This is a genomic window from Streptomyces sp. NPDC019937, from assembly GCF_040631655.1.
Lineage (GTDB): Bacteria > Actinomycetota > Actinomycetes > Streptomycetales > Streptomycetaceae > Streptomyces.
In genome coordinates, this window is the sequence record NZ_JBEYAL010000050.1 from 43,142 (window position 1) to 56,109 (window position 12,968).

11 protein-coding genes are annotated in these 12,968 nt (G+C 72.0%); 3 read left to right on the forward strand and 8 right to left on the reverse strand.

Annotation, left to right across the window (positions count from 1 at the left end; translation table 11 throughout):
- Window positions 1-19: 19 nt before the first annotated feature.
- On the reverse strand, window positions 20-211 hold the full coding sequence (locus tag ABZ562_RS35695) for a hypothetical protein (protein WP_361488014.1): 192 nt from the start codon (window positions 209-211) through the stop codon (window positions 20-22).
- Between the two features lie 42 nt (window positions 212-253).
- A complete protein-coding gene (locus ABZ562_RS35700; protein ID WP_361488016.1) occupies window positions 254-736 on the reverse strand; it encodes an Asp23/Gls24 family envelope stress response protein in 483 nt (160 codons plus the stop codon).
- A gap of 85 nt (window positions 737-821) precedes the next feature.
- On the opposite strand from ABZ562_RS35700, the gene ABZ562_RS35705 reads away from it, so the two are divergent.
- Window positions 822-1,568, forward strand: a complete 747-nt coding sequence (locus tag ABZ562_RS35705; protein WP_361488019.1) for a hypothetical protein — start codon at window positions 822-824, stop codon at window positions 1,566-1,568.
- Here ABZ562_RS35705 and ABZ562_RS35710 read toward each other — a convergent pair.
- The 4 genes from ABZ562_RS35710 to ABZ562_RS35725 are packed head-to-tail and all read right to left on the reverse strand — an operon-like array spanning window position 1,556 to window position 5,359.
- Window positions 1,556-2,014 (reverse strand): MaoC family dehydratase, encoded by a 459-nt coding sequence (locus ABZ562_RS35710; RefSeq protein ID WP_361488021.1) that lies wholly within the window; start codon window positions 2,012-2,014, stop codon window positions 1,556-1,558. The two genes, ABZ562_RS35705 and ABZ562_RS35710, sit on opposite strands and share 13 nt — an antisense overlap.
- Window positions 2,015-2,053: 39 nt before the next feature.
- Window positions 2,054-3,544 carry a long-chain fatty acid--CoA ligase gene (locus ABZ562_RS35715; RefSeq protein WP_361488024.1) on the reverse strand — a complete coding sequence of 497 codons (1,491 nt, stop codon included), beginning with the start codon at window positions 3,542-3,544 and terminating at the stop codon, window positions 2,054-2,056.
- Between the two features lie 7 nt (window positions 3,545-3,551).
- Window positions 3,552-4,424: an amidohydrolase family protein gene (locus tag ABZ562_RS35720; protein WP_361488026.1), complete on the reverse strand. Its 873-nt coding sequence runs from the start codon at window positions 4,422-4,424 to the stop codon at window positions 3,552-3,554.
- Window positions 4,421-5,359: an SDR family NAD(P)-dependent oxidoreductase gene (locus ABZ562_RS35725; protein ID WP_361488029.1), complete on the reverse strand. Its 939-nt coding sequence runs from the start codon at window positions 5,357-5,359 to the stop codon at window positions 4,421-4,423. Before ABZ562_RS35725 ends, ABZ562_RS35720 begins: the two co-directional genes overlap by 4 nt.
- Window positions 5,360-5,496: 137 nt before the next feature.
- Here ABZ562_RS35725 and ABZ562_RS35730 point away from each other — a divergent pair, with 137 nt between their 5' ends.
- On the forward strand, window positions 5,497-6,009 hold the full coding sequence (locus tag ABZ562_RS35730) for a MarR family transcriptional regulator (protein ID WP_361488031.1): 513 nt from the start codon (window positions 5,497-5,499) through the stop codon (window positions 6,007-6,009).
- An 8-nt stretch (window positions 6,010-6,017) separates the two neighbouring features.
- Here ABZ562_RS35730 and ABZ562_RS35735 read toward each other — a convergent pair whose 3' ends face one another.
- A complete protein-coding gene (locus ABZ562_RS35735) occupies window positions 6,018-6,644 on the reverse strand; it encodes a response regulator (protein WP_361488034.1) in 627 nt (208 codons plus the stop codon).
- Window positions 6,641-10,900, reverse strand: coding sequence for a HAMP domain-containing protein (locus ABZ562_RS35740; protein ID WP_361488036.1), 4,260 nt, complete (start codon window positions 10,898-10,900; stop codon window positions 6,641-6,643). The genes ABZ562_RS35735 and ABZ562_RS35740 overlap by 4 nt, the downstream gene beginning before the upstream one ends.
- A 95-nt stretch (window positions 10,901-10,995) precedes the next feature.
- Here ABZ562_RS35740 and ABZ562_RS35745 point away from each other — a divergent pair, with 95 nt between their 5' ends.
- The gene (locus tag ABZ562_RS35745) at window positions 10,996-12,852 is read left to right on the forward strand and encodes a SpoIIE family protein phosphatase (RefSeq protein ID WP_361488038.1); all 1,857 of its coding nucleotides are present in this window, start codon (window positions 10,996-10,998) and stop codon (window positions 12,850-12,852) included.
- The last annotated feature ends 116 nt before the right edge of the window (window positions 12,853-12,968 follow it).

Sequence of the window (12,968 nt, forward strand, 5' to 3'; positions counted from 1 at the left end):
GCTCACTCACGGCGCACCGTCACCGCCGCCGTTCGCCACGGTCGCGGGTGCGGAAGAACTCGCCGGGTTCCAGGTCCCCGTCCAGGAACCGGCCCGCGACGAAGCCGACCGCGCCCAACGCCGCCACCAGCAGAAAGGCCCCGAAACCACCGAAGTATCCGGCGAAACCCAGCGCCATCCCCGCGATCATCCCGATCACGGCCATGCTCATCGTGTGCTCCCCTGCTGGAGCCAACCGGAGCCGCTACGGCGGCTACTGCAGCCTCGGCTCCGGCGATTCCTCTTCCTCATCCGGCAACTTCACATCGCTGACCGCGATGTTGACTTCGACGACCTCGAGTCCGGTCATCCGCTCGACCGCCGTGATCACGTTCTCCCGTACGGCACGGGCGACGTCGGCGATCGAGACGCCGTACTCCACCACGATCTCCAGGTCGAGGGCCGTCTGCACCTCGCCCACCTCGGCCTTCACGCCACGGGAGACCGATTTGCCGCCACCGGGCACCCGGTCGCGCACCACGCCGAAGGTGCGGGCGAGCCCGCCGCCCATGGCGTGGACGCCGACCACATCGCGGGCGGCCATTCCGGCGATCTTTTCCACCACACCGTCGGCGATGGTGGTGCGGCCGCGTGCTCCCGGGTCGACGCCGCGGCCTCCGCCGAGGGTCTTCGGCGTACCGGCGGACGGCTCCGTGGCGGGGGTCTGGGGCCGGTTGCGTGGCGCGGTCTCGGACATCACCGATCACCCTCCTCTCCATTCGCCCTACTTGCCACACTAAAGGTGATTGGCCCGTAATGCGCATGTTGTGCATCATTCAGGCATGGTCACCGACCGGCTCGCACAAGCCGTACGGCAGCAACTGCGGCTCGGCCGCCTCCTCCCCCTGGGCGGGCCGGGGGACGGCGCCTGGCTGACCGAGCGCGCGGCGGACGCCGTGCTGCGCCGGGCGGCCGACGCCCTGCCCGGGGTGCGTCTGGGCACGCTCCGGGTCGCCCTGGCCGATCCGCAGGCCGCCGCGCCGCCCGCGGTTCCGGCCCCGCCGAGCGCGCTGCCGCCGGGGCCGTTGCGGGTCGAGGCGGAGTTCGCGGCGACCGCGGACCGGCCGCTGCCGGTGACGGCGGACCGGCTGCGCGGGGCCCTGCTGGGCGCGGCCGCGGACCGGCTCGGGCTGGCGGTGGAGGCCGTGGACCTGCGGGTGACGGACGTGTTGGACGAGGTTCCGGAGCCTGAGCCGTCACCCGCCGACCACCCGGAGGACCGGGAGGGCCGGGAGGAGGGCCGGGACGAGGGCCGGGAGGACGACGGCTCGGCGATCGCCGCCGCGGTCACGGCCGTACCCGGCGTGGCCCGGCTCGCCCCGGCGCTGAGCCAGCGGGCGGTACGGATCGAGGGACGCCACGTCCGGGTGGAGCTGGCCGTGGCCCCCGGTCACCGCGCGCTGGACGTGGCCCGCGCGGTGCGCGGGGCGCTCGCGGCCACCGCGCCGCCCCCGGCGACGGTGGCCGTCCTGGTCACCGCCGTGGACGACGGCGGCCGGCCCTCACCCGTCCGGCCTCACCAGTGGTAGCGGTGCACCGCCTGGGCGACACAGCACGGCTTGTCGCCGCCGTCCTGTTCCACCACCAGATCGATGACGGCCTGGGCGCCGCCGTCCCCGAGTTCGTCGACGGAGACGAGGGTCGCCCCGGCCCGGATCCTGGCACCGGCCGGTACCGGCGCCGGGAAGCGCACCTTGTTGAGTCCGTAGTTGACGGCCATCCGGACGCCGCCCAGTTCGAGGATCTCGCCCCACAGCGGGATCAGCAGGGACAGGGTGAGGTAGCCGTGGGCGATGGTGCCGCCGAAGGGGCCGTCCTTGGCCCGCTCGGGGTCGACGTGGATCCACTGGTGGTCATCGGTGGCGTCGGCGAAGGTGTCGATGCGGTCCTGCTCGATCCGGTGCCACCGGCTGTGGCCGAGGTGCTGTCCGGTCAGCTGCTTCAGCTCGTCGAAGCTGTTCACGGTCGTGGGCACGCGAGGTCTCCATTCGTTCGGTGAGGCGGGTGCGTCTCGTCAGCGCAGGGCGGATTTGCGGATCTTTCCGCTGGCGGTGCGCGGCAGCGCGGTCCGGAACTCGACCGTCTTCGGCACCTTGTACTTCGCGAGGCGGCCCGCGAGGTGGTCGAGCAGGCCCCGCGGATCTGCGGTGGCTCCCGCCCGGAGGACCACGACGGCCTTGCCGACCTCGCCCCACCGGGCGTCCGGCATGCCGACGACGGCGCATTCGGCGACATCGGGGTGGTCGTACAGGGCGTTCTCCACCTCGGCGGGATAGACGTTCTCACCACCCGAGATGATCATGTCTTTGACGCGGTCGACGATGAACACATAGCCGTCCTCGTCCCGCACCCCCACGTCCCCGGAGCGGAACCATCCGCCCTCCAGCAGCGCGTTCGCGGTCGCGTCCGGCAGGCCGTAGTAGCCGCGCATCACATGGGGGCCGTGCACCAGGATCTCGCCGGGCTCGCCGGGTTCCGTCTCGCCGGTCAGGTCCGAGCGGACCAGCCGGACATCGGTGAAGAAGTGGGGTACGCCCGCGGAGCCCGCCTTGGCCTCGCTCATCTCGCGGTCGAGCAGCAGCGTCCCCGGCGACGCCTCGGTCATCCCGTACCCCTGGATGAAGGAGAGGCCGCGGCGCAGATAGACGTCGATCAGCGCCTTGGGGACGGGGGAACCGCCGCACATCAGGGTGCGAACGGACGACAGGTCGGCCGTCGCCCAGCGCGGCGACTCCGCGACCGCCGCGAACATGGTGGGGACGCCGAAGAGGCAGGTCACGCCCTGGCTCTCGATCAGGTCGAGCATGCGTTCCGCGTCGAAGCCGGGCTCGATCACCACGCGTCCGCCCTTGAGCAGGGTCGGCAGGCAGGTCATGTTCAGCGCGGCGGTGTGGAACAGGGGCGCGGTGACGAGGGTGATCTCGTCCGAGGCGAGATCGGTGTCGACCAGGACGTTGAGGCTGTTCCAGGTGATGTTGGCGTGGCTGAGGACGGCGCCCTTGGGCTGACCGGTGGTGCCGGACGTATACATGATCATGCACGGGTCGTCGGCGCCCATGACCTCGTCCGGCCCGTGGTCACCATCGCCGTCCGCCAGCTCGTCGACCGCCACCGCGATGCCCGCGCCCGCCTCCGCGGCGGTCTGCGCGCAGCGCGCGTCGTGGAGGAGCAGCCGCGCGCCGGAGTCGCTCAGCATGTAGGCCAGTTCGGGCGGGGCGAGCCGGGTGTTGAGCGGTACGAAGACGGCGCCCACCGCGCAGGTGGCGAAGAGTGCGTGGAGGAACGAGGGGTGGTTGGGGCCGAGGTAGGCGACGCGGTCGCCGCGCCGGATCCCGCGCGCCCGCAGGGCCCGGGCGTACCGGGTGACGGTCGCGTCCAGCTCCCGGTAGGTCTGGGTGTCGTCCCCGTGGACGATCGCGATCCGCCCGGGGGTCTTGCGGGCCCGCCGTCGCGGCCACGATCCGACGCCCTCTCCCGCACCCCGGCCGATGCCTTGCTCCAGCATCTTTCGCTCACTCCTTCGTGAGGCCGAGCAGCCGCGCCGCGTTGTCCTTGAGGATCAGCGGCCGAACCTCGGGTTTGATGTCGAGTTCGCCGAAGTCGGCCAGCCACCGGTCCGGGTCGATCACCGGATAGTCGGAGCCGAACAGGACCTTGTGCTTGAGCAGCGAATTGGCGTAGCGGACCAGCTGCGGCGGAAAGTACTTCGGCGACCAGCCGGACAGGTCGATGAAGACGTTGGGCTTGTGCGTGGCGACGGCCAGCGCCTCGTCCTGCCAGGGGAACGACGGATGGGCCAGGATGATCGGCAGGTCCGGGAAGTCCACGGCGACGTCGTCCACGTCCATGGGATTGGAGTACTTCAGCCGGATGCCGCCGCCCCCGGGCACGCCCGCGCCGATCCCGGTCTGCCCGGTGTGGAAGAGCGCGGGCACCCCAAGCTCCTGGATCGCCTCGTACAGCGGGTAGAACCGCTGGTCGTTCGGGTGGAACGCCTGGAGGGACGGATGGAACTTGAAGCCGCGCACCCCGTGGCTCTCGACCAGCCGCCGCGCCGCCCGCACCGCCGCCCGGCCCTTCCACGGGTCGACGCTGGCGAACGGGATGAGGACGTCGGCGTGCTCGGCGCAGGAGGCGGCCACCTCCTCGTTGCTGATCGGCGGATGGCCGGTGGCGGTCTCCGCGTCCACGGTGAAGACGACGGCGGCGATGCGGCGTTCGCGGTAGTGGGCGGCCAGCTCGGGGATGGTGGGCTGCCGGGCGCCGTGGGTCTTGAAGTACGCGGCGGAGGCTTCGGCCAGTTCGCCGCTCAGCGAGGAGTGGCCGTCGGCCGAGACCTCGGCGTGGGTGTGGACGTCGATGGCGACGAGGTCGTCGAGGTTCACCACCCGGCCTCCTCCGTGCTCTCGGGGCTCTTCGGCTCCACCGGCGCGGGGATGCCGACGCCCTCCGGGTGCCGCCCCAGCGACGTACCCCAGACGCCCGCGATGGCGTCCGCGTCCCAGCCGCCCTCGCGGTAGACCGCCGACCGCTCCTCGGGGTGGGTCCACAGGGTCAGCCGGTCGCCGCCGACGCCGATGGCCTGCCCGGTGATGCCGTCGGCGGCGTCCGAGGCGAGGAAGACCACGAGCCCGGCGACATCGTCGGCGGTGCCGAAGCCCTCGCCCTGCCGCAGCCAGCCGGGCAGCGGTTCGCCGCGCTCCTCGTACGCCTCGACGTACGGCGCGAACGCGGGGATGGTCGCGGTCATGGCGGTCGCGGCGACGGGGATCACCGCGTTGACGCCGATCCCGGCCTTGGCGCACTCCATCGACCAGGTGCGGGTCATGCCGACGATGCCCGCCTTGGCGGCGGAGTAGTTGGTCTGCCCGAAGTTGCCGCGCTGGCCCGCGGGTGAGCCGATGAGGATCAGCCGGCCTCCGCCGCCGCGCTCGCGCATGTGCCGGACGGCGGCGCGGGCGCAGGTGAAGGTGCCCCTGAGGTGGACGCCGAGGACCGCGTCGAAGTCCTCGTCGGTCATCTTCCACAGCACCCGGTCGCGCAGGATGCCCGCGTTGGTGACGAGGACGTCCAGCCGCCCGAACGCCTCGACCGCGCGCTCCACCAGCGCGTCGGCGACCTCGCCGGTGCCGACCGCGCCGGGCGCGGCGACCGCCGTGCCGCCCTCGTCGGCGATGACCTTGACGGCCTGTTCGGCGGTGGCGGCGTCGGCGTCGTTGACGACCACGCGGGCGCCCGCCCGGGCCAGGGCGCGGGCGTAGGCGAGGCCGAGGCCGCGCCCCGCGCCGGTGACCAGGGCGGTCTTCCCCGTCAGCTCCATGGGCTTGGGATCCTTCCACGAGTATCATCAGGGTTCCTGATTCTGATGGTGAGTGGAGCACTCCGGGAGGTCGGGTGTCAATGGGCGGAGCAACGGCCGGACGCCGTCCCCGGTCACCGGTCGGGCAAGATGGCCGAATGACCACTTCCGAGCCGTCCGACGCCGCGCAGCTGGACCAGGTCGGCACGCTCTACCTGGTGAAACGGCTGGAACAGGCGATACGGGCGCACCTGGACGCGCTGCTGCGCCCGCTCGGTCTGACCACGCTGCAGTACACGGCGCTGACCGTCCTGGAGCGCCGGGACGGGCTGTCGTCGGCCCAGCTCGCACGGCGTTCCTTCGTCAAGCCGCAGACGATGCACGAGATGGTCCAGACGCTGGAGGAGCGGGGGTTCATCGAGCGCCGCCGGGATCCGGCCAACCGCCGGGTGCTGCTCATCAGCCTCAGCGACCGGGGGCGCGAGGCGCTGCGCGCCTACGACGAGCAGGTGCGGCTGCTGGAGGAGCGGATGCTCGGCGGGCTGGCCGAGGACCGGCGCGGGGAGCTGCGGCAGGCGCTGATCGACTGCACCCGGGCGATGTCGGCCGCGCCGCCGGGGAGGGACGACGACGCGCCACCGCGGGCGGGGCGGGACGCGGCGGCGCCGTAGCGCGTCCGTCATCGGCCCTGGCAGGCCTGGCGGGCGGCCCGCAGTTCCTCCACGGTGCGGGCCAGCTCGGTGACGCAGTCGACCAGTTCGGGCACTTCCTCACCGCCCGTGTTCTCGCGCAGCGCCTTCGCGGTGCGGGCGAGCTGGTCGGCCACCCGCTCCAGCCGCTCGCCGGAGGGGTCCGGCTCACCGGCCAGCTGCCGGCGCAGCTGCTCGGCCTGGGCGGCGAGCTGGAGGCTCTTGCGGTGCAGATCCAGAAAGACGTTGACCTTGGTCCGCAGCAGCCAGGGGTCGATGGGTTTGGTGAGGAAGTCGGCGGCGCCGATGGCATAGCCCCGGTAGGGGTAGTCCGAATCGGCATCGGTGCCGGTCAGCAGGATGATCGGGACGTCCTTGGTCTGGTCGAGACGCTTCATGTTGGCGGCGGTCTCGAAACCGTCCATGCCCGGCATCAGGACATCGAGCAGCACGACGGCGAAGTCCTGCCGGAGCATCGCCTTCAGCGCCTCCTCACCGGAGCGGGCGCGGACCAGGCGCTGATCGAGCGGGCCCAGCACGGCCTCCAGCGCGATCAGGTTCTCCTCCATGTCGTCGACGATGAGGATTCCGGCGCGGTCGGGTGCGGCGGCGCTCATGACTCCCCCTGTCTCGGCCTCGGCGGGCGCGTCTCCGCGTCCGGGCCGGTCGTCTCGTCCCCGGGCTCCCCGTCGCTCCGGGCGGGCTCATCGGCTTCCGCGGCCTCCACCGGTTCTCCCGGAACCGGTGCGCCCTGCGGGTCGAGCAGATCGCAGACCGTGGACATCAGCCGGTCGACGTCCACCGGCTTGGGGACATAGCCGTTGGCGCCGCTTTCGAGGGCCTTCTCGCGGTCGCCGGGCATGGCCTTGGCGGTGAGGGCGATGATCGGCAGATCGGCGAGCCGGGGGGTGCCGCGGATGGCGCGGATCGTCTCGTAGCCGTCCATCTCCGGCATCATCACGTCCATCAGCACCAGGGACACATCCGGGTTGCGGTGCAGGACGTCCAGCCCCTCGCGGCCGTTCTCCGCGTACTTCACGGTCATGCCGACCCGCCCCAGCACATGGGTGAGCGCGAAGACGTTGCGGATGTCGTCGTCGACGATGAGGATGCGGCGGCCGGTCAGTACCCGGCTGGGGCGGCCGCACTGCCACTCCTGGAGCCGGGGGGCGTCCGCCGCCGGCACCTCGTCGCCCTCCCCGGCGCCGTCGCGGTCCCCGGGGGCCAGCAGACCGGCCAGGGAGCCGCGGTCGCCGGTCACGCCGCTCTGGTCGCCGAACACCCCGCTGGGCGCGTGGTCGGCGGTGTCCGGAAGCGGTTCGTCCCTGGCGGGCAGGGCCGCGGGGACGGTGGCGCCGGTGGCCCGGGGGTCGGAGACATCGGGCGGCGGGACGACTCCGGCGTAGTGGGCGGGGACGTAGAACGTGAAGCAGGAGCCGACGCCCTGCTCGCTCTCGGCGATGATCCGGCCGCCCAGCATTCCGGCGATCTCCCGGCTGATGGACAGGCCGAGGCCGGTGCCGCCGTATTTGCGGCTGGTGGTGCCGTCGGACTGCTGGAACGCCTCGAAGATCACGGGCAGCTTCTCCGGCGCGATGCCGATGCCGGTGTCCCGGACGGAGAACGCGACGACCGCGTCCGCGGTGCGCAGCGTCTCCTCCTGGAACTCCTTGTCGACCGCCCGCTCCACGCGCAGCTTCACCCCGCCCGAGGAGGTGAACTTCAGGGCGTTGGAGAGCAGGTTGCGCAGGATCTGCTGGATCCGCTGCTCGTCGGAGTACAGCTCGCGCGGTACGTCCTCGCCGACGGCGATCTCGAACGACAGGCCGCGGTCGATGGCGAGCGGCCGGAAGGTGGCGTGCACGTAGTCGAGCAGCTTCATCAGCGGCAGCTTCCTCGGGCGGACGTCCATCCGCCCGGCCTCGATCTTCGACAGGTCGAGGATGTCGTTGATCAGCTGGAGCAGGTCGGAGCCGGAGCGGTGGATGGTGGTCGCGAACTGCACCTCCTGGGGGGAGAGCCGCTGGTCGGCGTTGTCGGCGAGCAGCCGGGCCAGGATCAGCAGGGAGTTGAGCGGGGTGCGCAGCTCGTGCGACATGTTGGCCAGGAACTCGGACTTGTACTGGGAGGCGGTGGCCAGCAGCGCGGCCTTCTCCTCCAGCTCCGCGTTGGAGCGCTGCAGCTCGTTGGAGCGCTGCCGCAGCTCGGTGGTGAGCCGCTGGGATTCGGACAGCAGCGACTCGGTGCGGGCGTTGGCGATGATGGTGTTGATCGAGACGCCGATGGTGTTGACGAACTGGTCGATGAAGGCGAGGTGGACCTCGCTGAACCGGCCGAAGGAGGCCAGCTCGATGACGCCGAGCACCTGGTCCTCGTACAGGATCGGCAGGATGACGACGCTGGTGGGGAGGGCGGAGCCGAGTCCGGAGTTGATGGTGATGTAGTCGGACGGGACGTTGTTGATCAGGATCCGCTTCTTCTCCTGGGCGGCCTGGACGACCAGCCCGCGGCCGGGGGTGCCGGTGGCCGGCAGCGGTCCGTCATCCTGCTCGGTGCCGTATCCGGCGATCAGCTTCAGGCCCTCGCCCGGCTGGACGCCGGGCTGGCCCAGGAAGAACGCTCCGAACTGGGCGTTCACCAACGGGGTCAGCTCGCGCAGGATCAGGTCGGCGACCTCGACCAGATCGCGGTGACCCTGCATCAGGGAGGCGATACGGGCGAGGTTGGACTCCAGCCAGTCCTTGGCGCGGGTGGTCTCGCGCAGGTTGGCGACCATGAGGTTGACGTTGTTCTTCAGCTCGGCGACCTCGCCCTGGGCCTCGACCGAGATCGATCCGGACATGTCGCCCTGGGCGACGGCGGAGGCGACCTCGGCGATGGCGCGCACCTGGGTGGTGAGGTTGAGGGCGAGGTCGTTGACGCTGGTGGTGAGCCCTTTCCAGGTGCCGTAGACGCCCTCGACCCGGGCCTGGCCGCCGAGGCGGCCCTCGCTGCCGACCTCGCGGGCGACGCGGGTGACCTCGGAGGCGAACGAGGACAGCGTGTCGACCATCGTGTTGATGGTCGTCTTCAGCTCCAGGATCTCGCCGCGCGCGTCCACGTCGATCTTCTTGGACAGATCGCCCTGGGCGACCGCGGTGGCGACCTGGGCGATGTTGCGGACCTGGGAGGTCAGGTTGCCCGCCATGAAGTTGACGTTGTCGGTGAGGTCCTTCCACACCCCGGACACGCCCGGCACCTGGGCCCGGCCGCCGAGCTGGCCCTCGGTGCCCACCTCGCGGGCCACCCGGGTCACCTCGTCGGCGAAGGCGCGGAGCTGGTGGACCATGGTGTTGACGGTGTCCTTCACCTCCAGGATCTCGCCCCGGGCGTCCACGGTGATCTGCTTGGACAGATCGCCGTTGGCGACCGAGGTGGTCACCTGGGCGATGTTGCGGACCTGGCTGGTCAGGTTGAGCGCCATGAAGTTGACGTTCTCGGTCAGGTCCTTCCACACCCCGGACACGCCGCGGACCTGCGCCTGGCCGCCCAGGTTGCCCTCGGTGCCCACCTCGCGGGCCACCCGGGTCACCTCGTCCGCGAAGGACGACAGCCGGTCCACCATGGTGTTGATCGTCGACTTCAGCTCCAGGATCTCGCCCTTGGCCTCCACGCCGATCGTCTTGCTGAGGTCGCCCTCGGCGACCGCGGTGGCCACCTGGGCGATGTTGCGGACCTGGGAGGTCAGGTTGTCGGCCATGAAGTTGACGTTCTGGGTGAGGTCCTTCCACACCCCGGACACGCCGCGGACCTGGGCCCGGCCGCCGAGCCGGCCCTCGGTGCCCACCTCGCGGGCCACCCGGGTCACCTCGTCGGCGAACGCCGACAGCTGGTCGACCATCGTGTTGACGGTGTTCTTGAGCTGGAGGATCTCGCCCCGGGCGTCCACGGTGATCTTCTGGGAGAGGTCACCGGTGGCGACCGCCGTGGTCACCTGGGCGATGTTGCGGACCTGGCTGGTCAGGTTGGACGCCATGAAGTTGACGTTGTCGGTCAGGTCCTTCCACACCCCGGACGCGCCCCGGACCTGGGCCCGGCCGCCGAGTTCGCCCTCGGTGCCCACCTCGCGGGCCACCCGGGTCACCTCGTCGGCGAACGCGCGCAGCTGGTCGACCATCGTGTTCACGGTCAGCTTCAGCTCCAGCAGCTCGCCGGTGGCCTCGACGGTCACCTGCCGGGTGAGGTCGCCGCGGGCCACGGCCGTGGTCACCACGGCGATGTCGCGGACCTGGCTGGTCAGCCGGGAGGCCATGGTGTTGACGGCCTCGGTCACCTCGCGCCAGTCCCCGGACAGCCCCTGGACCTTCGCCCGGCCGCCGAGGCGTCCCTCGGTGCCGACCTCGCGGGCCACCCGGGTCAGCTCGCCGGTGAACAGCGACAGCTGATCGACCGTACGGTTGACGCCGCGGGCCAGCCGCCGCAGATCGCCGCGCAGCTGACGGTTGCCGTCGTGCAGGTCGACCCGCCGGGTCAGATCGCCCTCGGCGATGGCGTCCAGCACCCGGGTGGCGTTGGACACCGGGCCGGTCAGCGCGTCGACCAACTGGTTGGCGTCGTCCACGCTGGTCGCCCACGCGCCCTGGCCGGGGCTCGCGGTCAGCCGCTCGTCGAGCCGCCCCTGGCGCGCGACCTCGCGGCGGACCCGCTGGAGTTCGGAGGCCAGGTGGGCGTTGCGCGCCACCAGCTGGTTGAACGTGCCGGCCATTTCGCCGAGCACGCCCTCGGCCGAGCCGTCCATACGCACGGTGAAGTCACCGTCGCACAGTGCGTTCATCGCCGCCAGCATGGACCTCAGCTCGGCTGTGCACTCCGTGGGATTCGGGTCGCATGCCATGGCGCCGCCCTTTAAAAGATCATCAGATATCCCTACGTCTGTCATAATATGGCACCTAGATGGCCTAATCAGCCCTAATTGCCCTGGAGCCGCACGTGGGAGCTCTGCTTCCTCTGTCGCGCGAGTCCGTTGCCCGGACGACGCTGCCCGGAAGCGTGCGCGCGCCAGGGGCGGCGCGTGCCTTCGTCCGCACCACCCTCGCGGGGCAGACCGCGGCCCAGATCCTCGGACCGGACGCGATCGGCACGCGGGTGACCGAGGACGCGGTGCTGCTGGTGAGCGAGCTGGTCACCAACGCCGTCCTGCACGCGGGCACCCGGGTCGAGGTCACCTGCCGCGTCCGGGCCGGGAACGGGACGGAGGATTCCGGCGACGCCTCGGCCGAGCCGCCGGACCGCCCGGGCATCGTCATCGAGGTCGCCGATCTGCACCCCGCCAGCGTGGTGCTGGGCGGTCCCGACACCCAGCGCCACGGTCGGGGACGCGGCCTCCAGCTGATCGGCGCGATCGCCGAGTCCTGGGGCGTGACGTACCACCGCTCCCGCAAGTCGGTGTGGTTCCGCCTGGGCACGGAGACGGCGTCGGGCCAGGTCGACTCCGTACCCGCCGGGCCGCCCGCCCGCACGCCGCTCGCCGCCGCGCCGCGCGCCCCCGCGGCGCAGCGCGGACGCCGCGACCGGACCGCCGAATGGGTCGACCGCGGCGGGCCGTCGTTCCTCGCCGAGGCCAGCGAACTGCTCACCGGGCAGCTGGACGAGAACATGGTCGCCGCCCTGGCCGGGCAGCTGCTGGTGCCCCGGCTCGCCGACTGGTGCGCGGTGTGGCTGAACGGCGAGAACGGCAGGCCGGAGCTGCGCCGGGTCTGGCACAACGACGAGCGCCGCATCGAGGCGCTCCGCACCACGCTGGAGCGCGATCCGCCGCCGAGCGGGCTCAGCGCCCCCGGCACCCCCTGGCCCTGGCCCGAGGCCGCCGACCCCTCCGGCACGGGCGGCTCCGCGCTGATCTTCCCGCTCATCGCCCGTGGCCGCGGCCACGGGGTGCTGCTGCTGGGCCGGGCGGGGGTGACGCGGATGACCGAGGGCGTGGTACGGCTCTCGGACGACGTGGCGCGGCGGATCGCCCAGGCCGTGACCACCGCCCGGCAGTACACCCAGCAGGCCACCATCAGCCGGGCGCTGCAGCGCCGCCAGCTGCCGGTCTCGCTGGCCCACATCCCGGGCGTGGACACCGCGATCGTCTACGAGCCGCACGGCGAGGGCCAAACGGTCGGCGGCGACTTCTACGACCTGTTCCCGATGGGCGGCCGCCGCTGGTGCTTCCTGCTCGGCGACGTCTGCGGCAGCGACCCGGAGGCGATGTCCATCACCGGCCTCGCGCGCCATCTGGTGCGGCTGCTGGCCCGCGAGGGCCATGGCGTGGAGTCGGTGCTCACCCGGCTCAACCAGGCCCTGGTGGAGGAGGAGGCGGAAACCGCGTCCCTCGGCGGCGATCAGACCCGGTCACGCTTCCTCAGCCTGCTCTACGGCGAGCTGGAGCCCGACCCGGAGTCGGGCGGCGCGCACTGCGTCCTGGCCAGCGCCGGGCACCCGCTGCCGCTGCGGCTGAGCGCCGACGGCACGGTGACGCCCGCGGCGCTGCCGCAGATGCTGCTGGGCATCGACGACGAGCCCGACTTCCACGCCGACTCCCTGGACCTCGCGCCGGGCGAGACGCTGCTGTGCGTGACCGACGGGGTGACCGAGCGGCGGGACGGCAACCGGCAGCTGGACGACGACGACGGCCTGGCCGAGATCCTGCGCGGCTGCGCGGGGCTCGGCGCCAAGGCCATCGCGGAGCGGGTGCGCAGGGCCGCCCATGACTTCGGCACCGAGCCGGTCGACGACGATCTCGCGGTGCTGGTGCTGGAGGCGGTGCCGACATCGGCGCAGGAGGTGCTGCGGGCGGCGTGAGGCGGCGCGGCGCCTTGGGGGCGCCTAGGGGGTGTCGTGTGGATCAGGCCGGATCAGCGAGCGGCGTCTGGTGCAGGGGGCACCTCCCAGCGGTAGCTGGGGGAGCCTCGCAACCC

Bases quoted from the DNA above. Each gene is read 5' to 3' on its own strand.
- ABZ562_RS35695 (WP_361488014.1), bottom strand. From the start codon at position 211: ATGAGCATGGCCGTGATCGGGATGATCGCGGGGATGGCGCTGGGTTTC.
- ABZ562_RS35730 (WP_361488031.1), top strand. From the start codon at position 5,497: ATGACCACTTCCGAGCCGTCCGACGCCGCGCAGCTGGACCAGGTCGGC.
- ABZ562_RS35725 (WP_361488029.1), bottom strand. From the start codon at position 5,359: ATGGAGCTGACGGGGAAGACCGCCCTGGTCACCGGCGCGGGGCGCGGC.
- ABZ562_RS35705 (WP_361488019.1), top strand. From the start codon at position 822: ATGGTCACCGACCGGCTCGCACAAGCCGTACGGCAGCAACTGCGGCTC.
- ABZ562_RS35735 (WP_361488034.1), bottom strand. From the start codon at position 6,644: ATGAGCGCCGCCGCACCCGACCGCGCCGGAATCCTCATCGTCGACGAC.
- ABZ562_RS35700 (WP_361488016.1), bottom strand. From the start codon at position 736: ATGTCCGAGACCGCGCCACGCAACCGGCCCCAGACCCCCGCCACGGAG.
- ABZ562_RS35740 (WP_361488036.1), bottom strand. From the start codon at position 10,900: ATGGCATGCGACCCGAATCCCACGGAGTGCACAGCCGAGCTGAGGTCC.
- ABZ562_RS35715 (WP_361488024.1), bottom strand. From the start codon at position 3,544: ATGCTGGAGCAAGGCATCGGCCGGGGTGCGGGAGAGGGCGTCGGATCG.